General features: G+C 57.7%; 28 protein-coding genes. 16 read left to right on the top strand and 12 right to left on the bottom strand.

The features are described 5' to 3' along the window. Positions 1-40: 40 nt before the first annotated feature. Positions 41-457, top strand: a complete 417-nt coding sequence (locus tag KHU33_RS05880) for a F0F1 ATP synthase subunit epsilon (RefSeq protein WP_211461580.1) — start codon at positions 41-43, stop codon at positions 455-457. Positions 458-702: 245 nt separating this feature from the next. Here the strand turns inward: KHU33_RS05880 and KHU33_RS05875 are convergent, their stop codons facing one another. From KHU33_RS05875 to KHU33_RS05855, 5 genes are all read right to left on the bottom strand, one after another. Beyond that, positions 703-1,386 carry a hypothetical protein gene (locus tag KHU33_RS05875; RefSeq protein ID WP_211461579.1) on the bottom strand — a complete coding sequence of 228 codons (684 nt, stop codon included), beginning with the start codon at positions 1,384-1,386 and terminating at the stop codon, positions 703-705. 14 nt (positions 1,387-1,400) lie between these two features. Further along, on the bottom strand, positions 1,401-2,462 hold the full coding sequence (locus KHU33_RS05870) for a ParA family protein (RefSeq protein WP_211461578.1): 1,062 nt from the start codon (positions 2,460-2,462) through the stop codon (positions 1,401-1,403). A 92-nt stretch (positions 2,463-2,554) separates the two neighbouring features. Further along, positions 2,555-3,568, bottom strand: coding sequence for a lipoyl synthase (gene lipA / locus KHU33_RS05865; protein ID WP_211461577.1), 1,014 nt, complete (start codon positions 3,566-3,568; stop codon positions 2,555-2,557). Positions 3,569-3,608: 40 nt separating this feature from the next. Further along, a complete protein-coding gene (gene lipB, locus KHU33_RS05860; RefSeq protein WP_211461576.1) occupies positions 3,609-4,283 on the bottom strand; it encodes a lipoyl(octanoyl) transferase LipB in 675 nt (224 codons plus the stop codon). A gap of 80 nt (positions 4,284-4,363) precedes the next feature. After that, a complete protein-coding gene (locus KHU33_RS05855) occupies positions 4,364-4,672 on the bottom strand; it encodes a DUF2917 domain-containing protein (protein ID WP_211461575.1) in 309 nt (102 codons plus the stop codon). A gap of 179 nt (positions 4,673-4,851) precedes the next feature. On the opposite strand from KHU33_RS05855, the gene gcvA reads away from it, so the two are divergent. After that, positions 4,852-5,778, top strand: a complete 927-nt coding sequence (gcvA, locus tag KHU33_RS05850) for a transcriptional regulator GcvA (RefSeq protein ID WP_211461574.1) — start codon at positions 4,852-4,854, stop codon at positions 5,776-5,778. Between the two features lie 11 nt (positions 5,779-5,789). On the opposite strand, the gene KHU33_RS05845 is transcribed toward gcvA, so the two are convergent. Then, complete coding sequence (locus KHU33_RS05845) at positions 5,790-6,059, bottom strand: DUF493 family protein (protein WP_211461573.1); 270 nt, start codon at positions 6,057-6,059, stop codon at positions 5,790-5,792. 181 nt (positions 6,060-6,240) lie between these two features. Beyond that, positions 6,241-7,092, bottom strand: a complete 852-nt coding sequence (locus KHU33_RS05840) for a D-amino acid aminotransferase (protein WP_211461572.1) — start codon at positions 7,090-7,092, stop codon at positions 6,241-6,243. 185 nt (positions 7,093-7,277) lie between these two features. Here KHU33_RS05840 and KHU33_RS05835 point away from each other — a divergent pair, with 185 nt between their 5' ends. The 3 genes from KHU33_RS05835 to KHU33_RS05825 all read left to right on the top strand — a co-directional run bounded on the left by KHU33_RS05835 (position 7,278) and on the right by KHU33_RS05825 (position 10,552). Further along, on the top strand, positions 7,278-7,856 hold the full coding sequence (locus KHU33_RS05835) for a DNA-3-methyladenine glycosylase I (protein WP_211461571.1): 579 nt from the start codon (positions 7,278-7,280) through the stop codon (positions 7,854-7,856). Between the two features lie 170 nt (positions 7,857-8,026). Further along, the gene (gene ycaO / locus KHU33_RS05830) at positions 8,027-9,757 is read left to right on the top strand and encodes a 30S ribosomal protein S12 methylthiotransferase accessory factor YcaO (RefSeq protein ID WP_211461570.1); all 1,731 of its coding nucleotides are present in this window, start codon (positions 8,027-8,029) and stop codon (positions 9,755-9,757) included. A gap of 78 nt (positions 9,758-9,835) precedes the next feature. Further along, positions 9,836-10,552, top strand: a complete 717-nt coding sequence (locus KHU33_RS05825; RefSeq protein WP_211461569.1) for a pseudouridine synthase — start codon at positions 9,836-9,838, stop codon at positions 10,550-10,552. A 62-nt stretch (positions 10,553-10,614) separates the two neighbouring features. Here the strand turns inward: KHU33_RS05825 and argB are convergent, their stop codons facing one another. Beyond that, a complete protein-coding gene (argB, locus tag KHU33_RS05820) occupies positions 10,615-11,517 on the bottom strand; it encodes an acetylglutamate kinase (RefSeq protein ID WP_014008176.1) in 903 nt (300 codons plus the stop codon). A 303-nt stretch (positions 11,518-11,820) separates the two neighbouring features. Between argB and KHU33_RS05815 the strand changes: the two genes are divergently transcribed. Continuing rightward, positions 11,821-12,021, top strand: coding sequence for a cysteine-rich CWC family protein (locus KHU33_RS05815; protein WP_211461568.1), 201 nt, complete (start codon positions 11,821-11,823; stop codon positions 12,019-12,021). A gap of 4 nt (positions 12,022-12,025) precedes the next feature. Here KHU33_RS05815 and KHU33_RS05810 read toward each other — a convergent pair whose 3' ends face one another. Genes KHU33_RS05810 through KHU33_RS05800 form a run of 3 tightly spaced genes read right to left on the bottom strand, consistent with a single transcriptional unit; the run spans position 12,026 to position 14,360 of the window. Beyond that, on the bottom strand, positions 12,026-12,712 hold the full coding sequence (locus KHU33_RS05810; protein WP_211461567.1) for an SPOR domain-containing protein: 687 nt from the start codon (positions 12,710-12,712) through the stop codon (positions 12,026-12,028). Positions 12,713-12,716: 4 nt separating this feature from the next. Next, complete coding sequence (locus KHU33_RS05805; protein ID WP_211461566.1) at positions 12,717-13,487, bottom strand: type III pantothenate kinase; 771 nt, start codon at positions 13,485-13,487, stop codon at positions 12,717-12,719. Positions 13,488-13,490: 3 nt separating this feature from the next. After that, positions 13,491-14,360 (bottom strand): biotin--[acetyl-CoA-carboxylase] ligase, encoded by an 870-nt coding sequence (locus tag KHU33_RS05800; protein ID WP_211461565.1) that lies wholly within the window; start codon positions 14,358-14,360, stop codon positions 13,491-13,493. A 206-nt stretch (positions 14,361-14,566) separates the two neighbouring features. Between KHU33_RS05800 and KHU33_RS05795 the strand changes: the two genes are divergently transcribed. The 8 genes from KHU33_RS05795 (at position 14,567) to KHU33_RS05760 (ending at position 21,855) form a co-directional block, all read left to right on the top strand. Further along, the gene (locus KHU33_RS05795; protein WP_211461564.1) at positions 14,567-15,691 is read left to right on the top strand and encodes an MlaE family ABC transporter permease; all 1,125 of its coding nucleotides are present in this window, start codon (positions 14,567-14,569) and stop codon (positions 15,689-15,691) included. Next, on the top strand, positions 15,691-16,461 hold the full coding sequence (locus tag KHU33_RS05790; RefSeq protein ID WP_211461563.1) for an ABC transporter ATP-binding protein: 771 nt from the start codon (positions 15,691-15,693) through the stop codon (positions 16,459-16,461). Before KHU33_RS05795 ends, KHU33_RS05790 begins: the two co-directional genes overlap by 1 nt. Positions 16,462-16,500: 39 nt before the next feature. Next, positions 16,501-17,448 carry an MlaD family protein gene (locus KHU33_RS05785; protein ID WP_211461562.1) on the top strand — a complete coding sequence of 316 codons (948 nt, stop codon included), beginning with the start codon at positions 16,501-16,503 and terminating at the stop codon, positions 17,446-17,448. A 68-nt stretch (positions 17,449-17,516) separates the two neighbouring features. Next, positions 17,517-18,116: an ABC-type transport auxiliary lipoprotein family protein gene (locus KHU33_RS05780; RefSeq protein WP_211461561.1), complete on the top strand. Its 600-nt coding sequence runs from the start codon at positions 17,517-17,519 to the stop codon at positions 18,114-18,116. Continuing rightward, entirely contained in the window at positions 18,116-19,273 is a 1,158-nt protein-coding gene (locus KHU33_RS05775) for a VanZ family protein (protein WP_211461560.1), read from the top strand. The genes KHU33_RS05780 and KHU33_RS05775 overlap by 1 nt, the downstream gene beginning before the upstream one ends. Positions 19,274-19,354: 81 nt before the next feature. After that, positions 19,355-19,675 (top strand): (2Fe-2S) ferredoxin domain-containing protein, encoded by a 321-nt coding sequence (locus tag KHU33_RS05770; protein WP_211461559.1) that lies wholly within the window; start codon positions 19,355-19,357, stop codon positions 19,673-19,675. Between the two features lie 57 nt (positions 19,676-19,732). Continuing rightward, entirely contained in the window at positions 19,733-20,368 is a 636-nt protein-coding gene (locus KHU33_RS05765; protein ID WP_211461558.1) for an alpha/beta hydrolase, read from the top strand. Between the two features lie 341 nt (positions 20,369-20,709). Then, complete coding sequence (locus KHU33_RS05760) at positions 20,710-21,855, top strand: D-alanyl-D-alanine carboxypeptidase family protein (RefSeq protein WP_211461557.1); 1,146 nt, start codon at positions 20,710-20,712, stop codon at positions 21,853-21,855. Between the two features lie 271 nt (positions 21,856-22,126). Here the strand turns inward: KHU33_RS05760 and KHU33_RS05755 are convergent, their stop codons facing one another. Next, positions 22,127-22,501, bottom strand: a complete 375-nt coding sequence (locus tag KHU33_RS05755) for a helix-turn-helix domain-containing protein (protein WP_211461556.1) — start codon at positions 22,499-22,501, stop codon at positions 22,127-22,129. Positions 22,502-22,769: 268 nt separating this feature from the next. On the opposite strand from KHU33_RS05755, the gene KHU33_RS05750 reads away from it, so the two are divergent. Then, complete coding sequence (locus KHU33_RS05750; protein WP_211461555.1) at positions 22,770-23,027, top strand: hypothetical protein; 258 nt, start codon at positions 22,770-22,772, stop codon at positions 23,025-23,027. Continuing rightward, entirely contained in the window at positions 23,024-23,803 is a 780-nt protein-coding gene (locus KHU33_RS05745; protein ID WP_211461554.1) for an SDR family NAD(P)-dependent oxidoreductase, read from the top strand. Before KHU33_RS05750 ends, KHU33_RS05745 begins: the two co-directional genes overlap by 4 nt. Positions 23,804-24,105 lie beyond the last annotated feature (302 nt).

Genomic DNA, 24,105 nt, shown 5'->3' with positions numbered 1-24,105 from the left:
AAAACCGCCCCGATGATACTGTTTTGTTACAGGAACCCGTATGTCGGAAACTCAAGTCGTCGTCGTTAGCCCGGAAGGAGAGCTGTACGCCGGGAGCGCCGGATTGGTCACTTTGCCGGGCATCGCCGGCTCGCTGGGCGTCCTGCCCGGCCACACACCGCTGCTGACGCGCCTGAGGCCGGGCGCGGTCCATATCAAACGCGTGACCGGCGAAGACGACTTCATTTATGTCGCCGGCGGTTACGCCGAAATCCAGCCGTACTCCGTCACCATCCTGGCCGACACCGCGATCCGCGGCAAGGATCTGGACGAAGCCAAGGCCACCGCGGCAAGACAGCAAGCCGAGGAACGTTTGCAAAACATAGCGTCGAATATCGACTACGCGCTGGCGCAAGCCGAACTGGCGGAGGCAACGGCGCAACTGGCGACACTAGCGCAGATGCGACGCAGTAAATAAGCTGCATGCCGTGGCATTGCATATACCCCGCCTCTCAAGCTGATCGTGGATGCACGGATCGCACATTCGACAGCTAGCGCACATTGAACAGGTTTACTTCCATTGGGCTATTTTCCAATCATGGTGAATAGCGCTGCAATTGACTAACAAAAGATACCAGACCACCATCGATCCGCTTGCATCTCTCGTATCGAAGAGTATCAACAACTCAAAGCCGAAATCGAGCTTAATGTGCCAGCCCCTCTTCATCGGGTCCTTATTTTTTTACCACTAAATTTTGTCAAACTCAGCGACGAGCCTAAGACGGCATCTGAATATGCGGCTAACCATAGGCCTTTTTCTCGGACTGAGGGGACTGAACTATCCAATAATTTCCCGACAATATTATTGATTGAAACAGCTAACTTTCCAGGCCGTATGCTTGACGTTAGACCTATGTAATCAATAAACAAAAGACCGTCATCCTCTTCGATAAGGAAATTCGGGAGCATTTTTCTTTCAGGAAAAACCAAATCCATAACTTCTGGAGAAATCACTACACGAGGATAACGGGCGGTCTGACTTTCAACACCATAAGCTGCAATGAGGCCGGCACTGAAGGTGAAGGAACCGTTGGAAAAATGCTTGTTTACTGCTATTCCTCCCCTACATAACAATTCTTCATCAAGCAGCAACCTTTGATACTGTGCGACGCGGGTTGCAAACCACGTGAACGATTTCGCGTCATATGGTTTCGATACAACGATCGAATCAGAAAACTGCGTTATAGAACAGTTAGGGTCGTCACTGAATATTTGCGCTGCACTTTGATGACACTTGAATAATTTTGATAAAAACAGGTGGTTATCACCAAGCATGTCTGAATGCACCATCTCCTTGAAACCAAGTACATCAAGGAAGGCAACATAGTGTTGTTTTAGCTCGACCATGTCGGAATTCCCGTTTACGGCAAATCGTCCAGCATTTGAGCCAACTTTCGAAATCTGCGCCGATAGTCGTTCATCCGCGTTTCTGCTCCGCTCCAATTATTTCCCATCCAAGGGCTACCACTCTCTGTTATGCGGCTAGTGTCGTCCCGAGTAATGTTAAATACAGCTTTTCCGACTTCCTGCATCAACGGAGCGAGTTGATTAAAATCAGGAATTTCTCTTGCAATTGGTTTGGTGATCGTTGGCAGATAAAGCTTTCTGGCAGTTTTAGTTTCATGCGCCTGCATCACCGGCTTTAGCGAGATTGTCATTTCTTTCGGTAATCTCGACATCCATAATTTATATCCTGGCTTCGGCTTTCCTGCATACAATTTAAAAGCTTGAACAATTGCACCAAGAAAGGCCGGAGTACCAGGTCGTATCGGGAGATTTAACTCTTGGTATTGTTCTAAAATTAGCGCGTGTTCTGTCATCCACCGGTCAAGAATCTTAGACAAAGTACCAATCGCTTGTACATTAAATCTGTCAGGCGCAACGGGAAGAAAGAACGCATCACAAACTAAGAAGAATGCGCGCGTAAGAGCCCCAGAACTCGGACCAACGTCAATGAAAACGTAATCGTATTGCTCTTTCTCTGCAAGTCTTGTAAGAAAGTCACCAATAGCAACATATGTGCGCATCAAGTTTGTGCGCATGCTCATGCGTTGCACATGAGCTTCCGCCAAGTCATCTTCAATCGTACTTAAGTCAACCGATCCACGCAGTAAAAACAAATTATCTTGGACCTGAAATGTTTTTACTTTTGCCAAATCAATAAAGGCCGCGTCCCCTCGGATACGTTGATTCAAGGCATCTAAAACGCTGGAGCCAGGTAAGTCTGGAATTCTCGCGGTTGTCGCTTTAGCATCCAATGCTTCAATTGTGGGTGCAAGTGCAATTTCAGTTAGATTGCACTGTGGATCGGCGTCGACCATTAGCACTCTTTTTCCAGCATCAGCGAGAAACGTAGCCAGATTAAATGTCGTAGTCGTTTTCGATACACCACCTTTGTGGTTATATAGAGTGATTATTTTCAAAGCGACCTCTTAGGGTTTTACCGGTGATGCGAATCGAAGATAAACGGCATCGTTATTCTTGCTTAGAAAATCTCACCAACTTCGCAAAAATCTTATTTACGTTGAAGCGTTACACCCATGCCAGCATCATGCGCCTGCTGGTCTGCATGGTAAGAACTGCGCACCATTGCGCCCACCGCCGCGTGCGCGAAGCCCATCTTGTAGGCTTCTTCTTCATACATCTTGAAGACGTCAGGATGCACGTAACGCTTTACCGGCAGGTGATTCCCGCTTGGCATCAGGTACTGGCCGATGGTCAGCATGTCGACATCGTGGGCGCGCATGTCGCGCATGACTTGCAGCACTTCTTCATCGGTTTCGCCGAGGCCGACCATGATGCCGGATTTGGTCGGCGTGTTCGGATGCAGCGCCTTGAAGCGCTTCAGCAGGTTCAGCGAATATTCGTAATCGGAGCCTGGCCGCGCTTCCTTGTACAAGCGCGGCGCGGTTTCCAGATTGTGATTCATCACATCCGGCGGCGCCAGGTTAAGGATTTCCAGCGCCCGGTCCATGCGGCCGCGGAAGTCCGGCACCAGGATTTCGATGCGGGTATTCGGCGACAACGCACGTACGTGGCGTATGCATTCGGCGAAATGGCCGGCGCCGCCGTCGCGCAAATCGTCGCGGTCGACGCTGGTGATGACGACGTAATTCAACTTCAGCGCAGCGATAGTCTTGGCCAGGTTTTCCGGTTCATTGACATCCAGCGGATCGGGACGGCCGTGGCCGACATCGCAGAACGGGCAGCGGCGGGTGCATTTGTCGCCCATGATCATGAAGGTTGCCGTGCCCTTGCCGAAACATTCGCCGATATTCGGGCAGCTGGCTTCTTCGCAGACCGTGACCAGGTTATTGGCGCGCAAGATGTCTTTGATTTCGTAAAACCGCGACGATGGCGAGGCTGCCTTGACCCTTATCCAGTCCGGCTTTTGCAGGCGCTCAATCGGGATGATCTTGATTGGAATGCGCGCGGTTTTGCTGGCGCCTTTTTGCTTTTCGGACGGATTGTAACTAGCGGTGGCAACGCTGGTTTCTGTAGGCAGCGACGGCGTGGTTTCTGTGGTCATGGTTTAGGCAAGTCCTTGCTGGAGTCTCTAGAGAGGGGACTCAGTTAAAACGGTCTATCAGTTTGTGAGCAAGCGCTAACTGCATCTCAGAGAGAGCTATATCAACGCCTAATGTTTTCATATCGACGGTAGCCAAGCCTTCATAGCCGCATGGATTGATCCAGGAAAACGGCTCCAGATCCATCGCGACGTTGAGCGAGACGCCGTGGTAAGTGCAGCCGCTGGCCCTTACTTTCAAGCCGAGAGCGGCGATTTTCGCACCCTGCCAGGCGCCGTCGGCAACATAAATCCCGGGTGCGCCGGCCTTGCGTTCACCGGCCAGATTATACGCTGCCAGCGTGTCTACCACCGCTTGCTCGATGCTTTGCACGAATTCCCGCACGAACAAACGGGCGCCGGGACCGCGCCGGCGCAAATCCAGCAGCAGATAAATCACCACCTGGCCCGGCCCGTGATAAGTCACCTCGCCGCCGCGATCGGTCTGTATCACCGGAATCGCATGGGGCGCCAGCACATGGCCGGGATCGGCCCCCAGGCCCAGTGTAAACACCGGCGGGTGCTCGACTATCCAAAGCTGGTCTGGCGTATCGCTGGAACGGGAATCGGTAAACGCGCGCATCGCGTCAAAACTGCGCTGGTAGGGTTCGACGCCGCGCTGGATAATCTGGGGGCTGGGCGGAAGATCTGGAGAAATGAATTGCGGCGCGCTGGACATTCCGCAAGTGTACCGAAAAACGGCGGCCGGCGTGTGCAGACCGGCGCGCCGTCAGGCTTCAGGAGATTGTCGTTCAGCGCTCAGCAGGCTACAGGACTGCCGTTCAGCGGCTTGCCGAAGCCGGCGCGCGGGCTCGAAGCCGGCAGACGGGTTGATTGCTGTTGAATCTGCACCACGCTGTTACTTTTGACCGCTTCGATGACGATATGGCTGTCGGCGGCAACGTTCAGGAATTGCCCGGCGGACAACCAGTAATCGTCGCCCTGTCCGGCAACCGTGACCCACACCCGGCCTTGCACAATTTGCAGGGTCTGCGCTACCGGCGCAGTGACCGACATGGCTTGGCCGGCGCCTATGCTCAACGATTCGTTAGCTAATAATTTTCTCATGATGTCACTCCTTAAAACTGCTGGTATATTGGCCGCTAATGAACGCCCGTGAACGCCAAATCTCCTGCTAACCGCTTTATATGGACATTCCTTGTTTCTACAGAGCCATTCTAGTCAACTGACGAGTAGTAACAAAACGAGTAATTTTCTTCCACCTTGCTAATTTTCCTCATATAAAAATGGCTGACCTCCGGAAACTGCCCAATCTCTCCGCTTTACGCGCCTTCGAAGCTGCAGCCCGCAATGACAGCTTTTCGCGCGCCGCCGAAGAAATCTATGTGACGCCGGGGGCGATCAGCCATCAGATCCGGGCTTTGGAGCAAGAGTTGGGCATCATGTTGTTCAGCCGCCACGGCAAACGCATCACGATCACCGAACAGGGGCAGCGCTTTGCCGCCGTCATCCGCAAATCGTTGAATGAAATCGCGTTTGCGGCCGAGGCCTTGAAAATGGACGCCAAACAGAAGCGGCTGACGATTTCCGCCCTGCCGTCGTTTGCTGCGCGCTGGCTGGCGCCGCGGCTGTGGAAATTCATCGACCTGCATCCCGATACCGAGGTGGTGCTGCAATCGAGCAGTCACCTCAACGACCTGGAGCGTGAACCTATCGACGTCGGCCTGCGCTACGGCCTGGGCCACTATCCGGGCCTGGTGGTGGAAAAACTGATGGATGATTTTTATTATCCGGTGGCCAGCCCGAACTACCGCGGCGGCAACCTGCCGAAATCGCCGCAGGAACTGGAGCAGTGCAGCCTGCTGCGCATGGATACCGAGTCGTCGTGGCTGCCGTGGTTCGAAGCGGCCGGAGTCGATCTGGTGGAGCCGACCGGCGGCTTGCTGATCGAGGATGCCTCGATGCTGTTGCGTTCGGCTTCGGATGGATTGGGAATTGCATTGACCCGGCACGCGATTGCGCTGCAGGAAATTGCTTCGGGGGAGTTGGTGCGCTTGTTCGACGTCGTCGCGCGCTGTCCGCTATCTTATTATTTCGCCTGCACCAAGGAAGCGATGAGCAAGCCGCAGGTACAGGCTTTTCATCGCTGGCTGCTGGAGGAGATCAGAAATTTCAAGGCGCAAAGCGAATGGCCCGGAGAGCCCGGGCCGTAATTTCGCAGGCCCTAAAGCACCATCTTGACCATCGGATGGGACGATAAAGCCCGGTAGAGATTATCCAATTGTTCACGACTGGTAGCGCGGACGGTGGCGGTCAGGCCGGTATAGTTGCCCTTGGACGATGGCCGCACTTCCAGCTTGTCTATATGGAAAGTCGGGTCATGCTGCACCACCACGCCGACGATGGTCGGCGCAAACGCGTCGTGCGTCGGTCCCATGATCTTGATGGGAAAATCGCTGGGGTATTCGATCAGGCTTTCGGTGGGTTCGGTCATGATGGTGGCTCTTTAACAGTGACGCAGGTGGATAGTTTACTCCCGAAACTGCTCCTCGCAATAAAAGCTTATCGGCGGCCGGCAATCCGCCGGAACAGCTTGTGCAAATAGAAGCAGGGCAGAAAACACATGATTTCCCGCCCTGCAATACTTGCATCGGCCACGCTATGGCATCTTGCTGCTACAAAGCTGCCTTGGCCGCCTGATAAGCCTCGTATAACCGTTTGTATATGGGGCCGGGTTCGCCGTTTCCAATAGTCTTGCCGTCAATCGAGACCACCGCCAACACTTCCTTGGTGGCCGACGACAGCAGCACTTCATCGGCCGCGAACACTTCTTCGCGAGCAATCCGGCGCGCTTCGAACGGAATCCCGCCGGCGGCGCACAATTCCTCGATCAGGCGGTAACGAATCCCTTCCAGGATCAAATTATCCTTGGGCGGCGCCATCAGCTTGCCGCGCTTGACGACCCACACATTGGAAGACGATGCTTCGGTCAGCCAGCCGTCGCGGAACTGGATCGCCTCGACTACACCGTGCTCCGCCGCATTTTGCGCCGCCAGCACATTGCCCAGCAAGGAAATCGACTTGATTTCGCAATGCAGCCAGCGTTGATCTTCCATTGATACGCAAGGCACGCCGCTGGCGCGCAAGGCGGCGCTCGGCAGCACCAGCGGGTTGGTCATGATGAACACGGTCGGCGTCAGCGGCTCTTTCGGGAAAGCATGGCCGCGCTTGGCGACGCCGCGGGTGACGTGGATATAGACCATCTGGTCATCCGCCGGATGGGCGTCGATCACGCCCTGGATCAGCGCCATCCACTGCTCTTTGTCATGCGGATTTGGAATACTGATTTTTGCCAGGCTGCGAAACAGGCGCGCCAGATGGTGCTCGGCACGGAATAATTTACGGCCGTAGATAGGAATCACCTCATACACGCCGTCGCCGAAAATAAAGCCGCGATCCAGCACCGGGATACGCGCTTCGGACAGCGGCGTCATGCTGCCATTGAGATAGACCAGCGGGTCTTGCATGATCGGATTCCTAAAAAAGTAGAGAATTCAATTCTGGCACAGCGCCAAGCTGTGAGGTATGCAAAAAAAGTATGCGAATGCGCCGCTGCTCCGTTGTGGCCTGCCCGGATGATTTCGACGCGATGCGGTAGCATGTGCATACCTCAACTCCGAGGAACCGGCAAAGTTCCTCCCCTGCACCGACCATGACCACCACAGTTACCCGCTGCGCCTGGGCCAATCCCGCCAATCCGCGCTACCTGGCCTATCACGACGAGGAGTGGGGCCAGCCCTGCCACGACGAGGTGCGGCTATTCGAAATGCTGAACCTGGAAGGTGCGCAAGCCGGCCTGAGCTGGGAAACCATCCTCAACAAGCGCGATAACTACCGGCGCGCCTTCGACGGCTGGGACGCCAAAAAAATCGCCCGCTACGACCAGGACAAGGTGGCTTCGCTGCTGGCCGACGCCGGCATCGTCCGCAACCGCCTGAAGATTGCCGCCACCATCAGCAACGCTCAAGCCTATCTGCGCCTGCGCACCGACGTTGGCGGCCTGGCGCCCTTCTTGTGGGCTTATGTCGATGGCGCGCCGATCCAGAATCAATGGACGCTGCTGGGCGGCAATCCGGCTAAGACGCCCTTGTCCGACCGTATTTCGAAGGATCTGTCCAAGCGCGGCTTCAAATTTGTCGGCTCCACCATCATTTACGCCTATATGCAGGCGATCGGCATGGTCAACGACCATTGCGTCGAGTGCTTCCGGCATCAGGCGGTGAAGGAATAATGGCGAATAAGGGTGAATAAGTAATTCGGGTTCGGCATGGCTGCAAGCGGCGACACAGGGTATCATCCTGCCATTCCGCGTTGCCGGCGGCTGTTGTGCAATTATCATTGCCAGAATATGCCGCCTGGCATGCCGCCTCCCCCATTCTCACTCTTACTCCAGGAATCCAGATGCCAACCGAAAGTTTTATCCCAGGCAAAGATGCCTCGCTCGAATCGTCCATCAGCTCCATGCAGGGCAAGCTGGAGAAGCTAGGCTTCCATATTGAAGAACGTTCGTGGCTGAATCCGATCGACGGCGCCTGGTCGGTGCATATCCGCGACCGCGATTGCCCGCTGCTGTTCACCAACGGCAAAGGCGCATCCGAACAGGCCTCGCGCGCCAGCGCGCTGGGCGAATTTTTCGAACGGCTGTCCTGCAACTATTTCTGGACCCATTACTATCTGGGCGAAAAGAACGCCAACGCCGGGTTTGTCCATTACCCGCGTGAACAATGGTTCAAGCTCAACGACGACGATGAAACCTGGCCGCACGGCCTGCTGACGCCGGAACTGCAAAAATTCTACAACCCGGAAGGCACGGTCGACGCCACTACCCTGGTCGATTACAACTCCGGCAATGAAGAACGCGGCATCTGCACGATTCCCTATGTGCGCGAACGCGACGGCGCCACGGTCTGGTTCCCGGTCAACATCATCGGCAACCTGTATGTCAGCAACGGCATGTCGGCCGGTAATACCGCCGCGGAAGCACGGACTCAGGCGCTGTCGGAAATCTTCGAACGCGATGTCAAATTCCGCATCATCAAGGAAGGCCTGTGCCTGCCGGATGTGCCGGAAGAAGTCATTGCCCGCTATCCGCGCATCGCCGCCGGCATCCGCGAATTGCGTGCCGCCGGTTTCGGCATCCTGGTCAAGGATGCTTCGCTGGGCGGCAAGTACCCGGTGATGAACGTGACCCTGCTCAATCCGCGCGACCAAGGCTGTTTCTCCAGCTTCGGCGCCCACCCGCGTTTCGAAATCGCGCTAGAACGCGCCCTCACCGAATTGCTGCAAGGCCGCGCGCTGGACGCCCTGGACGGCTTCCCTGAACCCGGTTTCGACCTGGAAGAAATCGCCCATTCGCAAAACCTGGAAATCCATTTCGTCGATTCCAGCGGCATCATCAGCTGGAATTTTCTGCACGCAACGCCGGATTTTGAATTCAGCGACTGGAACTTCAGCAACACCACCGCCGAAGACTACGCCTGGTCGGTCGCCGCCATCCACGCCGCCGGCCACGATATCTACATCGCCGATTTCAGCCATCTGGGCGTGTACGCCTGTCGCATTCTGGTGCCGGGCATGTCCGACATCTACCCGGTGGAAGACCTGGAATGGGACAACAGCAGCGTCGGCAACGACATCCGCGAACCGATCCTGTTCCTGTCCGACCTGGACGACGACGAATGCAGCGATCTGCTGGAAACATTGAACGAACTGGGCCTGGCCGACCAGCGCCCGGTAGCCGCCCTGATCGGCCTCGCCGCCGATGTCGGCTCGCTCTGGAAGGAACTGCGCGTAGGCGAATTGAAAACCCTGCTGGCGCTGGCCATCGGCGATCTCGACGCGGTGCGCGAAGGCTGCGACTGGATTCGCCATTTCAACCAGATCAGCACCGAGCGCCAATTGGTTTACCGCTGCATCGAAAGCCTGATCGGCCTGGGCGACGCCGCTCCTTATGCAGAGTCGCTGCAACACTTGTACGGCGCGGCCGCCCTGCAACAAGCGAAGGCATTGCTGAATCGCGAACAGCGCTTCTTCGGCTTGAATGCCCCTGGCCTGAACCTGGAAGGCTGCGATATGCATCAGCGCTTGCTGGCCGCTTATGCCAAGTTGAACGCGGCGAAACAAGAGGCGTAAACGACAGTTGGGCGACGACCTGAATACACGGCTCGTCGCCCCCTTTCCGTTCCCGCACCGTTCTGCTACATTCCCGCCATGCCTAAACTGACCTTAGACCGAATCCTGCAATCGCAGGGCTTCGGCAGCCGAAAATATTGCCGCGAGTTAATCGAAGACGGCGAAGTCGTCATCAACGGCGCCGCCGTTACCGACTATAAATCCACGCCCGACACCGACGGCCTGGTCTTCACCCTGTTCGAGGAAGAATGGACCTACCGCGAACACGTCTATATCGTGCTCAACAAACCGGCCGATATCGAGTGCTCGCGCAAACCCAGCCATCACCCCGGTGTGCTGAGCATCCTGCCGGAACAATTCAGCTGGCGCGATGTGCAGCCGGTCGGACGGCTCGATCACGACACCACCGGCTTGCTGCTGATGTCGGACGACGGCAGCTTCATTCACGCCCAGTCTTCGCCCAAGCGCCATGTGCCCAAGCTGTATGTTGCCACCACCCATGAACCGGTGACCGAGGAACTGGTGCAAAGCCTGCTGGCTGGCGTCAAATTGCATGATGAGCCGCAAACCCTGGCGGCGGTCAGCTGCCGCAAGCTGGGCGAACATGAAATCGAGATCGTGCTGGAACAGGGTAAATACCATCAGGTCAAGCGCATGCTGGTCGCCGCCGGCAACCATTGCACCGCCTTGCGCCGCACCGCTATCGGCGGCCTAACGCTGGACGCGCTGGAACTGGAACTGGGGGAATGGTGCTATCTGGAGCCGGAGCACCTGGCCTTGTTAGTCCCTGCCTAATGCATTAAAAAAAGCGCGGGGCTGAAGCCTCGCGCTTTTCTGTTTCCGGCTCTCGCGGGAGCTTAGTGCGAGCGGATCATGGTGCCGAACGCCTGTTCGGTCAACACTTCCAGCAGCAGCGAGTGCTCGATCCGGCCATCGATGATGTGGACCGTGTTGACGCCCGACTTGGCTGCATCCAGCGCCGATGAAATCTTCGGCAGCATGCCGCCGGAGATGGTGCCGTCCTTGAACATTTCATCGATCTCACGCGCCGACAAATCAGTCACCAGATTGCCCTGCTTGTCTTGCACACCGGCAATATTAGTCATCATGATCAGTTTTTCCGCATGCAGGATCTCAGCGATCTTGCCAGCCACGACGTCGGCATTGATGTTGTAAGCCTGGCCGTCGGCGCCAAAGCCGATAGGCGAAATGATCGGAATGAAAGCGTCATCCTGCAAGGCTTTGACCACCGCCGGATTGATGGCTTCGATTTCGCCGACAAAACCGATGTCGAGGAATTCGCCCGGCTTTTCGCGGTCCGGCATGCGATATTTGCGGGCGCGGATCAGGCCGCCATCCTTGCCGGTCAGGCCGACTGCCTGGCCGCCGTAGTGGTTGATCAGCATCACGATATCCTGCTGCACTTCGCCGCCCAGCACCCACTCCACCACTTCCATGGTTTCTTCGTCGGTGATACGCATGCCTTGCACGAAAGTGCCCTGCTTGCCGATTTTCTTCAGCGCGTTGTCGATTTGCGGGCCGCCGCCGTGCACCACCACCGGGTTCATGCCGACCAGTTTCAGCAAAATCACGTCGCGCGCGAAGCCGTGCTTCAGGCGCTCTTCGGTCATTGCATTGCCGCCGTATTTGACGACAATGGTTTTACCGTGGAATTGACGGATGTACGGTAACGCCTCGGCCAGAATTTCAGCTTTGATTCCTGGTGCAACGTTGGCAAGATCGTTGGTCAAATCGGCCATGAACAGTCCTACAAGAGAGGTTCTGAGCTTGTCAGAAGAAAGTAAAAGGTGCAAAGACTGCAACTCGGGGGGAGTTAAAAATCGCTGCGCGATGGATCAGCGCGATTTTACATTGAAATGTGATTGCTTAGGTGTGACAAGCTGTGACAAGCGCCTCAAGTGTGGCGCTGGTTGCACAGGCCGGCAAGATCGTTATCATGGCGTCGCAAGCCCGTCGTTTTGAGCATGCGAATTTGCCTGAATCGCCATCAGGATCGCGGGTGCCCCTGACCACTACGTAATACCACGCAAAGGAAAAGCACCATGGCGCAATGTCCCGCCTGCCACCAGCAGTTTTCTTGCGGCGCCGGCCAGCATGCCGATCAGCCCTGCTGGTGCAGCCTGCTGCCGCCGCTGGCCGGCGCCAGTCTGGCGGCGGCGCAATGCTACTGCCCGGCTTGTTTGCAACGCCTGCTGCAACAAGAACGGAACAGCGCCACGCAGCAGCAAAAGCCGGCAGTTTAAAAATCTAAGGACAGCTGCGCACTTCCTGGCTAGGAAAATCCGCCTTGATCTTATCGAAGGCAAGCTTCGCATCGCCACCCAGATCGCGCAACTGGAACGCCACCTTGCTGGAACTGACGCTGCGCGTGCCGACCTTGGCGCCGCTCAGGCCGCGCTTGGCCAGGCTGGCCACTTGCTTTTGTGCAGCTTCGTCGGTTTTGAAAATACCCAGGGAAATGCCATAGCGCAGCGCGCTGGAATCCTGGATCACGAAAAAATCAGTGATCCCAAGCCGGCGCACCTCCTCAGCCTTTTTGTCGGCCGCTTCCTTGCTGCCCAGCGACGGCAGGTACACCATATGGCTGGCCACTTCCTGGATTTCACGGCGGACAAATTTGACGGCGGGCGTGCGCTCCGCCAGCTGGCTCGAAAACCGGCGCGCTTCGGCCGCATTGAAATTGCCGACTTCGGTACAGGCCACCGGCGTCAGATCGGCGGCTGCGGCTGCCGGGGCGGCACTGGTCACCGCAGCCGCAGCGGCAGGAACAGGAGCAGCGTCGGCTGGCGTCATCTTGATTTTATCCGCCTGCAACTGCTTGCCGATGCGGGTCGGCTCGCGGCCGTTGCTGTAGAGCGCGCCGAGATAGCCTTTTTGCATGGCGAACAGGGCGGCGTTCGCCAGTAACAGCAGCCAGAAAATTATTTTCAACATGTCTTTAGAGAGTTACTGCTGCAGTTTGTAAACCAATCAGCACCAGATTATCAACTGTTTCATGCGCTATGGACAGATACGGCGCAATCAACGCCGCCGAACCGCCCGCCACGATACAACGTATGCGCGTGTCGCCGGATTGCTGCCGGTGCAGCGCAACCGCGCGCTCGATGGCGCCGACCTGAGCGTTGATGCAGCCGCTGACGATAGCGTCGTCGGTATTGTCGGCAAACAACGTGTTCACTTGCACGTGATCCGTAATGTGCGGCAATTGCGCGGTGCTGCGCGCCAGCGAAGTCGCCATCAAGCCCAAGCCCGGCAGGATCATGCCGCCAGTGAAGACGCCGTCAGCGCTGACCGCGTCGATCGTGGTGGCGGTGCCGCAAGTAGCAACGATCAGCGCCTGCTGCGGAAACAACTGTTGCGCACCCAGCGCCGCGGCAAACCGGTCGCAGCCCAGTTGCGCCGGATCGCGATAGGCGTTGCGCAGGCCGGCCAGTTGCGGCAGCGAGACAAACCAGTGCGGCCGCATGCCAGCGCCGAAAACCGTCTCCAGCAGCGTCTGCAAGCGCCCCCGTGTATGCTCGCCAGCAACATTGGAAATCAGTATGCGCGTCACCGTCAGCTTGCGCCAGCGCTCACTCAGCGCCACCAGTGCGCTGAGCGCCGCCGAGCCGCTTTCCAGCCACTCGCCCGGCAAGCCGCCCGGCTCCGGCAACGCCGCAAGCGCCCATTTGATGCGGGTATTGCCGACATCGATCAACAGCATGGTCATGGGTCAGCCTTCCTTCGGGCGCAATGAAATATCGCCGGCCATGATGGCGATCGGGCTGCTGCCGCCGTCCGTCTGCAACAGCAAGCGCCCGATCCGGTCGATGCCCAGCGCCCGGCCTTCGTGCAGGGTCTCGCCCTGGTCCAGGATCAGCACCTGCTGGCCGGCAAATGCATGCAGCCGGTTCCAGCGCTCGACAAAAGCCGCCAGGCCCTGACTTTCGAATTGCCGCATGCTTTGCGCAAGCCCGCTCAGTAACGATCCCAGCAACAGCTCGCGATCCTGCGCCGCCGGTGCCGGCAGATTGGCGATACGGCGGCCGATTTGTTCTTGCAATTGTTCCGGCATGGCGAGATTGATGCCGATGCCGATCACCGCCCAAACCCGCTGGTCTTGCTGGCCCCGCTGATCGGGCGCGGGCGCGGTTTCGATCAGGACGCCGGCCAGCTTGCGGCCGTTTTGCAAAACGTCGTTCGGCCATTTCAACTGTACGTCGACGCCGAAATCGGCCAGGGTCTCGGCAATCGTCACACCCACCGCCAGCGGCAAGCCGACCAGCGCCTGCAACGGTGCGGCAAACGGCCAAGCCAGCGAAAACGTCAGCGCCGCCGACGGCGCCGTCAGCCAGGCACGGCCAGCGCGCCCGCGGCCGGCGGTTTGCGTCTGCGCCACCAGCAGGGTCGGGGCGTTCAGCACCGGCTGCGCGCCGCCGGCGACGCGCGCCAGCAGATCGGCATTGGTAGAACCGGTCTCGGCCACCACTTCGATCTGGCATTGCTCGGCGTGATGGCCGGCAAATGCGGCGATACGGGCGGCGGACAATGCGCTCGCGGGCGAAATTGGGGCAACAGGAAGTGCAGTGGATTGTGCAGTCATGCCGCGCATTGTAGCGGGAGTTATGGCGGAATGCGGCTGGCGATGCAGGCGATTACCTGTGAAAACACACACAAAACAGCGAAACTAGCCATCCCTGTGGCATATTCCTCTGGAAATCGCCGATTCGCTGATCCGATCGCCGCGCCTGGCCTGCTTTTGTCATTACTGCAATAGTGCTAACGGCAATTCTCCCTTAAACTGATGCGATGCCGAATCCAGATTCCACACTTCCCGTTCTCGATCTCAAAGATGGCAGCCTGGTTGCTGCGCGCGGCGACTGGCAGGTGCATGCCTTGACGCAACCGGGAGTGATCAAGGCGCTGCAAGTCAAATTGAAAATCCTGGCCAGGCAAAGCGATGCATTGCGCTGGGATTTATCGGATATCGGCACGCTGGATCATATCGGCGCCCAATTCTTATGGAATGCATGGGGTAAAACCCGGCCCCGGCAATTGACCCTGGCGCCGCAGCACCGCGATTTCTTTCAGCGCCTGGCTAACGCCGGCAGCCTGGCGTCGCCGCCCAAACCGCCGCGCCGCCGCCTGTTCAATGCGGTCTACGACGTGGGCGTCGATATCCTGGCGCACCTAGCCGGCTTTATCACTCTGCTCGGGCAACTGATGCTGGATTTCCTGCGCATGCTGCAAGTACCGCAGCGGGCGCCGTGGAAAGAGATTTCCGCCAATATCTACCATGTCGGCTACCAGGCTCTGGGGATTACCGCGCTGGTCGGTTTCCTGATCGGCGTGGTGCTGTCGTTTTTGTCGGCACAGCAATTGCATACCTTTGGCGGCGATGTCTACCTGGTGAATATTCTTGGCATGAGCATCATCCGCGAACTCGGCCCGCTGTTGGCGGCGATCCTGGTGGCCGGCCGCTCCGGTTCGGCGATCACCGCGCAGCTGGGCGTGATGCGCGTCACGGAAGAACTCGATGCGATGCTGGTGATGGGCCTGCCGCACGGCTTCCGGCTGATTTTGCCGCGCGTGCTGGCCTTGCTGGTGGCGATGCCTTTGCTGGTGATCTGGACCGATGCGATTGCGCTCTTGGGCGGGATGACGGCAGCGCAATTGCAACTGGGCTTATCGCCCACCTATTTCCTGCAACAGCTGCCGAACGCGGTGCCGTTGCCCAATTATCTGATCGGCCTCGGCAAAGGCGCGGTGTTCGGCGGCTTGATTGCGATGGTGGCTTGCTATTTCGGCCTGCGCATCGAACCGAATACCGAAAGCCTGGGGCATGGCACCACCACCTCTGTAGTCAGCGCCATCACTATCGTCATCGTCGCCGATGCGATATTTGCGATTATTTTCAGCGGCGTGGGATTCTGATGGCCGAACCAACGCCGATCATCGAAATCGACCAGCTCTGGACCCAGTTCGGCGCGGCGGTGATCCATCAGGATCTGGATCTGCGGATCGACGCCGGCGAGATCGTCGGCCTGGTGGGCGGCTCCGGCTCCGGCAAGACTACCTTGGTGCGGCAGATACTGGGCCTGAACCGGCCCGCCAAAGGCAAGGTAACGGTGTTCGGCACCGATATCAACCAGGCCGATGTCAAGCAAATGTATACGCTGCAAAATCGCTGGGGCATGCTGTTTCAGCAAGGCGCCTTGTTTTCGGCCTTGACGGTGCTCGACAATGTGGCATTGCCGATGCGCGAGTTGCGCGCCTTGCCGGATCGGCTGATCAGGGATGCGGCGCTGCTCAAGCTGCAGATGGCCGGCATCGGCCCTGAACATGCGTTGAAAATGCCGTCCGATCTGTCGGGCGGCATGGTCAAGCGGGTGGCGCTGGCACGGGCCCTGGCGCTGGAACCGGAATTGCTGTTTCTGGATGAACCGACGGCCGGGCTCGATCCGGCGTCGTCAGCCGCTTTTATCGGGCTGATCCGCTCGCTGCACAAGGACATGCGTCTGACCGTGGTGATGATCACCCACGATCTGGAACCGCTGCTGGCTTTGTCGACCAAGATTGCGGTGCTGGCGGACAAACATGTGATCGCCTACGACACGCCAGAGCGTGTAATGCAGGTGCGCCATCCTTTTATTGCATCATTTTTTCTTACTGCTAACCGTTTTGAGCACGAGACGTGCGGATAACATGCAAGCGCTTGCCGGAAAGCGTAAATAGGAAGTCTTATGGAAAATAAAGCGCACGCCCTGATCGCCGGGCTGTTCACGGTGGCCCTGCTGATTGCGGCGCTGCTCGGCGTCATGTGGTTCAACAGCGACCGGGTGGAACGGATTCCTTACGAGATCGCCACCAAACTCTCGGTGCCGGGGCTCAATCCGCAAGCCGATGTCCGCTATCGCGGCCTGGACGCCGGCAAAGTCGATACGATCAGCTTCGATCCCAAATCGCCGGGGCAGATCCTGATCAGGATCAAGATCAATCCGGATACGCCAATGACGCAATCCACCTTTGCTACCCTCGGTTATCAAGGTGTGACCGGGATTGCCTATATCCAGCTGGACGACGATGGCAGCAAGCCGCTCAGGCTCGCCAGCAGCAAACAGCATCTGGCGCGCGTAGAGTTGCGCCCCAGCTTGTTCGACAACCTGCAGAGCAAGGGCGCGGTAATGTTGGCGCGGGCCAGCGAGATGGTGGAAAAACTCAACGGCCTGCTGGATCCGGAGAATCAGAAAACCATGATTAAAGCGTTCAGCGATGTCAGCAAGACCGTCGACGAATACCGGCCCATTCCGCAGCAGTTGCAGCCGACCTTGCGCCAGCTGCCGGTCTTGACCAGCGAGCTGAATCAGGCGCTGACCTCGGTCACGACGCTCTCCAACAACATGACTGTGCTCAGCAAGAACCTGAATACCTTGACCGCCGGCCTGCAAGGACCGGACGGCGCTGTCGCCAATCTGGCCGGTGCGGTGCAAAATATCGGCTCGGTCGCCAACGGTGTCGAATACGACACGCTGCCGCGTTTCAATACCCTGGCGACGGAAACACGGTCGTCGATGCGGACCCTGAACCAGACCCTGGACCAGTTCAACCAGCAGCCGCAAAGCATTCTGTTTGGCAGTAAAGCCCTGCCTCCGGGACCTGGGGAAGCGGGATTTGTCGCTCCCGGAAAATAAAGCACACAACGTGACGGAGCGAGCGCCACGGCATCGCGCCCCCATCCCCAACTGATTAAAGGCATGCAATGACTGCTATCTTGAGAACCCTGTCGGCTTTAGTCGCGATTACCCTGGTTGCCGGCTGCGCCAGCAGGATCGAGGCGCCCACCCAATACGATCTGGGGCAGTTGCCGGCCACTGCTGCCGCTGCAGCCGCCTTGCCAGCCATCAGCCTGGCCGATGTCAATTCGCCGGCCTGGCTGGACAACAACATGATGTTTTTCCGCCTGGCCTACGCCAACCAACTGCAACCGCGGCCCTACGCCAGCAGCCGCTGGACCATGCCGCCGGCGCAGCTGTTCCAGCAACGCCTGAAATCGCGCCTGGCCCAGGCCGGCGGCACCGTGCTGGCAATGTCGGATGCGGCACTCAACATTCCCTTGCTGCGAATCGATATGGATGACTTCACGCAGACCTTCGATACACCCTCGCACAGCCTGGCCACGCTGCAGGTGCGGGCTTCGCTGTTCAATGGCCGGGTGCTGCTGGCGCAAAAGAGTTTCAGCCGCCAGGCCACGGCTCCCAGCGCCGACGCCGCCGGCGCCGCCAGCGCCTTTGTGGCCGCCAACGATGGTGTGATTGACGATCTGATGAGCTGGCTGGCGACAGTAGCGCCGAAAAAATAATGACCGAGCAAAAGACAACCTCGACATCCTCTGCCGCGCCGTCGTTTGCCCGCGTCAGCCTGCTGATTTATCTGCTGCTGATCGTCTACGCCAGCTGGTATCCGTTTGCCGGCTGGCGCGATCTCGGCCTGACCGCCTTTGCCTATCTGAGCGCACCACTGCCGCACTACTGGACCGTGTTCGATGTCTGGACCAATGTCGCCGGCTACCTGCCGCTAGGCATGCTGATGGTGCTGTCGTTGCCGCGCTGGCGCCGCTGGTCGCCGTATTGGGCGGTATTGCTGGCGACCCTGGCCGGGATTCTGATCTCCGGCTGCATGGAAGCGGTACAAACCTTTCTGCCGACACGCGTCGCCTCCAACCTCGATCTGATGACGAATAGCGCCGGCGCCCTGCTCGGCGCGGTGCTGGGCGCCATCCTGCGGCCGCGCTTTGGCCCCGACAGCCGTCTGCTGCAGCTGCGCGAGCGCTGGTTCAACCGTGAAGCCAGCCAGGGCATGGTGGTAGTGGCGTTATGGCCGCTGGCGCAAATTTATCCGCTCAGCCACCTGTTCGGCTTTGGCCAGTTCACCTCCATGCTATCCACCTGGTTGTCCGACCTGCTGGAACAGCCGGTCGATCTGCAAGGCTGGCTGACCAACGATATTCAATTCAGCGCCGACCAATACTGGCTGACCGAAACCATCATTACCGCCTGCGGCCTGACCGGCGCCGCGCTGACCTTCCTGATCCTGCTGCGCCAGCAGGCGCCGAAACTGCCGCTGACCTTGCTGCTGGTGTTTGCCACGCTGATGGCCAAGACCCTGGCGACAGCGCTATTGTTCGCGCCGGACAATGCCTTCGTCTGGCTGACTCCGGGCTCGTTCGGCGGTTTGCTGATCGGCGGCCTCATGCTGGGCGGCCTGGCTTACGCGCCGCAACTGGCGCAACGCCGCCTGGCCGGGCTGACCTTGATCATGGCTTTATTGCTGGTGAATATCATGCCGGACAATCCCTATTACACCGAAACCCTGCAAACCTGGTCACAGGGGAAGTTCCTCAACTTTAACGGCGTCGCCCAGTTCCTGGCCTTGCTGTGGCCGTTTTGTACACTCTGGTTCCTGTTCCATCCAATGCACCAGCGGCGCCGCAAGCTGGCGTTGCGCGAGTCAAGATAGCATCAAGGCAGGCCGCCTCCTGAAACGAACATGCCGCCGGTGTATGATCCCTGCTATAGCCAACCATCCAAGAATATTGCAATGAGCGACAAACCGTATTACGAACACCATGTATTTTTTTGCCTGAACCAGCGCGAGCCGGGCGAACGGGTCTGCTGCGCCAACGCCGGCGCGCAGGCCGCGCAGGAACACGCCAAGCGCCGCGTCAAGCAACTCGGCCTGGCCGGCGAAGGCAAGGTGCGGATCAACAAGGCCGGCTGCATGGAACGCTGCGAACAAGGGCCGGCGCTGGTGATTTATCCGGAAGGCGTCTGGTACACCTACGTCGACACGCAAGATATCGACGAAATCATCGATGTCCATATAGTCGGCGGGAAAATTGTCGAACGCCTGAAAATCTAAGCAAAACCATTGCACTGGCAATACGCATTCAATCTTCATCACCCCCGAATTAATTCAATGAACGCCCAAACGCTCCCCTTCTTCATCGCCGGCGCTGTCGGCCAGCTCGAATGTGCACTAGACCTGCCTGACCCTGAAACATTTGCCGTACCGCGCGGTCTGGCGCTGGTGGCCCATCCACATCCGCTGTTCGGCGGCACCATGGACAACAAGGTAGTGCATACGCTGGCACGCGGCTTCCTGGCGCTGGGTTATGCGACGGTACGCATGAATTTCCGCGGCGTCGGCAAATCCGCCGGGGTCCACGACGAAGGCCGCGGCGAGACCGACGACATGGCGCTGTTGCTGGCCCACATGCGCCAGCAATATCCCGATCTGCCGCTGGCGCTGAGCGGATTCTCGTTCGGCACTTTCGTGCAGGCGCAATTGCAGCAGCGCCTGACTGAGACTGGGACAGCGGCCGAACGGCTGGTGCTGGTCGGCACCGCCGCCGGCAAGTGGCCGATGCCGACCGTGCCGGCCAACAGCATCCTGATTCACGGCGAGCTGGACGAGACGATTCCGCTCACCGCCGTGTTCGAATGGGCGCGCCCGCAAGACATTCCAGTGATCGTGATTCCCGGCGCCGATCATTTTTTTCATCGCCGGCTGCAACATATCAAGAATCTCATGGTCGAAATGTGGCGCCGCTAGAACACCACGCTTTGAGCACATTGCAAGCGTGCTTGCAGCGTGTTTAAGCCGGTCGGAGAGGCGGTAGCGCTATAATTCTGTCGGCATGGTTGTATGCGGTTGTTTGCAAGTGGACTGTAACAGCCGATTCGAGAGTGAAGGGCGCGTACCCGGTGCGCAGGGCAAGGCGCAAATGCTCGCTGGGTACGTGACAGGCGCTTTCGAATCGGCTGTTACAGTCCGCTAACCGCCTCCGCTTACGCATTTTTCAACCCATTACGCAAATAAAATTGCTCGTCGTCTACGCTCATCGTTGTCGATGGCGCAGGTTTATTGCTACTGATTTCATTACTCGATACTCCATGAAAAAAATACTCGCGGCGCTCGCTGCAACTGTCCTTTCCATATCTGTTGCTTTTGCCCAGACATTGCCGGCGCCGACAGTGGCTGCCAAATCATGGCTGTTACTGGATACCACCAGCAACCAGGTAGTCGCCTCGCAAGATCCTGACATGCGCGTCGAACCGGCTTCGCTGGCCAAGATCATGACCGCCTACGTCGTCTTTGACGCGCTCAAGGACAAGAAGATCAGCCTCGACCAGATGGTCAACGTCTCGGTGCGCGCCTGGAAGGTCGACCCAAGCAGCTCGAAAATGTTTATCGATCCAGCCACGCCGGTATCGATCAACGACCTGCTGTACGGTTTGATGGTGGTATCGGGCAACGACGCTGCCGTAGCGTTGGCAGAAGCGGTGGCAGGCACCGAAGACTCCTTCGTCGCGCTGATGAACCACGAAGCAGAACGGATGGGCATGAAATCGACCCACTTCGGCAATCCGCATGGCCTGCCAAGCGCCGACACGTATTCCACCGCGCGCGATCTGGCGACACTGGCAGCCCATGTGATCGTCGATTTCCCCGAGTTCTACAAGATCGATTCGACCAAGAAATACACCTACAACAAAATCACCCAGCCTAACCGCAACCGCCTGCTGTGGCTGGACCCGACCGTCGACGGCATGAAGACCGGCCACACCAGCAGCGCCGGCTACTCCATCATCGCCAGCGCCAAGCGTCCGAACGCCGGCGGCGATCGCCGTTTGCTGGCCGTGGTAATCGGCACCAACTCCGATGGCACCCGTACCCAGGAAGCGCAAAAACTGTTGAACTGGGGTTTCCAGAATTTCGATGCCGTCAAGCTCTACGCCAAGGGCCAGGCAGTGGATACGCCGCAAGTCTGGAAAGGCGCCAAGAGCCAGATCAAGATCGGCTTCACGCATGACGTCTACGTAACGGTGCCGAAGGGTATCGCCGACAAGATCAAGCCGGTGCTGGAGCGCACCGACCCGCTGATCGCGCCGATCCAGCAAAACGCCAAGGTCGGCACGGTCAAGGTGAACGCCGATGGCAAGACCATCGCCGAATTCCCGGTGGTGGCGCTGGAAGGCGTGAACCAGGCCACCATCTTCGGCCGCGCCTGGGATTCGATCCGCTTGCTGTTTAAATAAATGCGGCGATCCTGATCCGGTTCAGGTGAAAATTCAGATGAAAAAAATGACAGCTGCGGCTGTCATGCCGTTCAGTTAAGGTCTCTTTTCAGAACTCTGACGGTATAACGTTGAGGTAAAGCCTTCACGGCCCGGCCGAATTTTCGGCCGGGCCGTTCTTCATTGAGCAGTGATACCAAGCGCTGGCGAAGTCGTTGCAGCAACGATGGCAGTTTTCCTTGAACGGTTCTGGGAATCTCTTTCAAGCAATGACTTGGATTGATATTTGATATCAATCCGTTTCCTTCCCTTTATGACTATTTTTCCCCACAAGGCTTTGGGTCAATTGCTTGAATACATTCATAAGCATCTCTCTATGCTCATCGGACACGTCACCAATCAGTTCAAAGATTTTCCGGGCCTGATCCAATTTTCGGTTTGACGCATCAGTTAATAATTCTTCTATCCCGCAGTCGAAAATTTCCGCCAGCTCAGCTAACCGAACAACTGACGGCACAGCCACACCCGTTTCCAATCTCGAAACGGCTTCTCGGCTAATTCCTAGTATCTCAGCAACTTTTTCTTGAGATAAACCCACTTCGCCGCGCTTTACGGCAATTGCCCGTCCCACGGCCTTCGTTAGTTGCTTTCGTTGCTTTTCGTCCATATGTGACCTTTTACGTACATACGTAATGGTTCACTCACATCGATTTCTTTAGTAGTATGTTTAAAGTCTCGTTGTGATGTTATACGTTACAATAAAGTCGTTTTCATTGACGACATTTCACGTGACTCACCAAATTTGATCTCGATAAGTTCGCAAAGCCAGCTATCCAATAAGAAGCACCAATGAAAATAAGCACTGCTTTAACTGCAACCGTACTACTGGTGGCTTCCGCCGTGGCCTGAACACACAAAGCGATAAGGAGCACGAAATGCCTCTGTTTGCCTTACCAGATCCGCAGGATCTCGCCGACATCATTGCCGATCGCCTGGATGTGTTGTGCGATCAGCCTCTCTCGGCAGAGACCCGGGCGCAGGTGATCGACAACTCCATCGCGCCAATGGCGTTGGTGATCCGCGCCGGTGAGATGGTGTGCGCCGCCGGCGTGTTGGAACAGAGGGTCTTCGTCGACCTGATCGGCACGCTAGCGGCACAGGCCGGAAACCTCGACATGGTTGAGCGGACATGAATCCACTCAACGCTTACTTTCCCCTCAAAAACAAGGTGGCGGTGATCACCGGTGCTGCAAGCGGCATCGCCCTGCAAATCGCCTGCGCGCTGTCTGCAGCCGGTGCGCGTTTGGCGATTCTGGATGAGCGCGAGTCGGAGGGGCGCATCATCACCAGGCTGCTCAGCAGCAAACAGGACAAGGCCAGGTTTTGGCAACTCGACGTCAGCAACAGCAACGCGGTGCAGCGAGTGATGGCAGCGGTCGAGGCGCATTTCGGCCGCATCGATATCCTGATCAACAGCGCCGGCATCGATGCCGACAATCCGTCGGCGCAGGGGCTCTCGATAAAGCAATGGGAAAAAGCGATGCAGGCCAATGTGAATGGCAGCATCTTGTGCAGCAAACACGTGATCCCCGCAATGGAGCGGGCCGGCGGCGGCGCCATCGTCAATGTGCTGTCGCTGTGCAGCATGGATGGTGAACGGCAGGAAGCCGCCGACCACGTGGCGACGGCAGCGGTGCGGGTGGCGAATATGAATGCGATCCGCTACGCTGCGCATAACATTCGCATCAATTCGATTTATCCCGGTGTCGTGCGGCCGCCTGCATTGGCGGCGGCCAAGCGCAAGCAGGGCGATTTGACGCAGGCGCTGACCGACATCGCCGAATTGCGGATGTTGGCGGGCAAAGGTTCGGCCACGGACGTGGCGGCGGGGATCTTGTATCTGGTGTCGGATGCGAGCCGCTTTGTCAGCGGTAGCGAGCTGGTGATCGATGCGGGGTACGGCGGGTAGTGATGCGCCGGAATGATGCCGCGGAAGTTATGCGCATCTTAACTGAACGGCATTACAGCTGCGGCTGTCATTTTTTACAAGAATCATTCGCATGCAATGGCTGGACAACTGTATCACTCTGTAGCATCTCGTTACAATTTTGTTTCCTGGTAACAATTAAATACATTGCCGCTGAGGAAAATCGAGGGGTACACTCCTTTCCCATGGTCAACCCTGACCACAATAAAAATGATGCGGCGCGCACCACCATGCGGCGCCGGCACATGGCAGTACAACAGGAGGAATAACATGATGCTCAGCCT

The sequence above is a fragment of the Collimonas silvisoli genome (genome assembly GCF_018305005.1).
In the GTDB taxonomy this organism is placed as follows: Bacteria; Pseudomonadota; Gammaproteobacteria; order Burkholderiales; family Burkholderiaceae_D; genus Collimonas; species Collimonas silvisoli.
The sequence above is the reverse complement of the archived record's forward strand: the minus strand, read 5'-3'. Positions and strand labels throughout refer to the sequence as shown.

What these genes read in the sequence shown, in the direction of transcription:
- KHU33_RS05880 (WP_211461580.1), top strand. Translation starts at nt 41, where the DNA reads ATGTCGGAAACTCAAGTCGTCGTCGTTAGCCCGGAAGGAGAGCTGTAC.
- KHU33_RS05875 (WP_211461579.1), bottom strand. Translation starts at nt 1,386, where the DNA reads ATGGTCGAGCTAAAACAACACTATGTTGCCTTCCTTGATGTACTTGGT.
- lipA (WP_211461577.1), bottom strand. Translation starts at nt 3,568, where the DNA reads ATGACCACAGAAACCACGCCGTCGCTGCCTACAGAAACCAGCGTTGCC.
- lipB (WP_211461576.1), bottom strand. Translation starts at nt 4,283, where the DNA reads ATGTCCAGCGCGCCGCAATTCATTTCTCCAGATCTTCCGCCCAGCCCC.
- KHU33_RS05855 (WP_211461575.1), bottom strand. Translation starts at nt 4,672, where the DNA reads ATGAGAAAATTATTAGCTAACGAATCGTTGAGCATAGGCGCCGGCCAA.
- gcvA (WP_211461574.1), top strand. Translation starts at nt 4,852, where the DNA reads ATGGCTGACCTCCGGAAACTGCCCAATCTCTCCGCTTTACGCGCCTTC.
- KHU33_RS05845 (WP_211461573.1), bottom strand. Translation starts at nt 6,059, where the DNA reads ATGACCGAACCCACCGAAAGCCTGATCGAATACCCCAGCGATTTTCCC.
- KHU33_RS05840 (WP_211461572.1), bottom strand. Translation starts at nt 7,092, where the DNA reads ATGCAAGACCCGCTGGTCTATCTCAATGGCAGCATGACGCCGCTGTCC.
- KHU33_RS05835 (WP_211461571.1), top strand. Translation starts at nt 7,278, where the DNA reads ATGACCACCACAGTTACCCGCTGCGCCTGGGCCAATCCCGCCAATCCG.
- ycaO (WP_211461570.1), top strand. Translation starts at nt 8,027, where the DNA reads ATGCCAACCGAAAGTTTTATCCCAGGCAAAGATGCCTCGCTCGAATCG.
- KHU33_RS05825 (WP_211461569.1), top strand. Translation starts at nt 9,836, where the DNA reads ATGCCTAAACTGACCTTAGACCGAATCCTGCAATCGCAGGGCTTCGGC.
- argB (WP_014008176.1), bottom strand. Translation starts at nt 11,517, where the DNA reads ATGGCCGATTTGACCAACGATCTTGCCAACGTTGCACCAGGAATCAAA.
- KHU33_RS05815 (WP_211461568.1), top strand. Translation starts at nt 11,821, where the DNA reads ATGGCGCAATGTCCCGCCTGCCACCAGCAGTTTTCTTGCGGCGCCGGC.
- KHU33_RS05810 (WP_211461567.1), bottom strand. Translation starts at nt 12,712, where the DNA reads ATGTTGAAAATAATTTTCTGGCTGCTGTTACTGGCGAACGCCGCCCTG.
- KHU33_RS05805 (WP_211461566.1), bottom strand. Translation starts at nt 13,487, where the DNA reads ATGACCATGCTGTTGATCGATGTCGGCAATACCCGCATCAAATGGGCG.
- KHU33_RS05800 (WP_211461565.1), bottom strand. Translation starts at nt 14,360, where the DNA reads ATGACTGCACAATCCACTGCACTTCCTGTTGCCCCAATTTCGCCCGCG.
- KHU33_RS05795 (WP_211461564.1), top strand. Translation starts at nt 14,567, where the DNA reads ATGCCGAATCCAGATTCCACACTTCCCGTTCTCGATCTCAAAGATGGC.
- KHU33_RS05790 (WP_211461563.1), top strand. Translation starts at nt 15,691, where the DNA reads ATGGCCGAACCAACGCCGATCATCGAAATCGACCAGCTCTGGACCCAG.
- KHU33_RS05785 (WP_211461562.1), top strand. Translation starts at nt 16,501, where the DNA reads ATGGAAAATAAAGCGCACGCCCTGATCGCCGGGCTGTTCACGGTGGCC.
- KHU33_RS05780 (WP_211461561.1), top strand. Translation starts at nt 17,517, where the DNA reads ATGACTGCTATCTTGAGAACCCTGTCGGCTTTAGTCGCGATTACCCTG.
- KHU33_RS05775 (WP_211461560.1), top strand. Translation starts at nt 18,116, where the DNA reads ATGACCGAGCAAAAGACAACCTCGACATCCTCTGCCGCGCCGTCGTTT.
- KHU33_RS05770 (WP_211461559.1), top strand. Translation starts at nt 19,355, where the DNA reads ATGAGCGACAAACCGTATTACGAACACCATGTATTTTTTTGCCTGAAC.
- KHU33_RS05765 (WP_211461558.1), top strand. Translation starts at nt 19,733, where the DNA reads ATGAACGCCCAAACGCTCCCCTTCTTCATCGCCGGCGCTGTCGGCCAG.
- KHU33_RS05760 (WP_211461557.1), top strand. Translation starts at nt 20,710, where the DNA reads ATGAAAAAAATACTCGCGGCGCTCGCTGCAACTGTCCTTTCCATATCT.
- KHU33_RS05755 (WP_211461556.1), bottom strand. Translation starts at nt 22,501, where the DNA reads ATGGACGAAAAGCAACGAAAGCAACTAACGAAGGCCGTGGGACGGGCA.
- KHU33_RS05750 (WP_211461555.1), top strand. Translation starts at nt 22,770, where the DNA reads ATGCCTCTGTTTGCCTTACCAGATCCGCAGGATCTCGCCGACATCATT.
- KHU33_RS05745 (WP_211461554.1), top strand. Translation starts at nt 23,024, where the DNA reads ATGAATCCACTCAACGCTTACTTTCCCCTCAAAAACAAGGTGGCGGTG.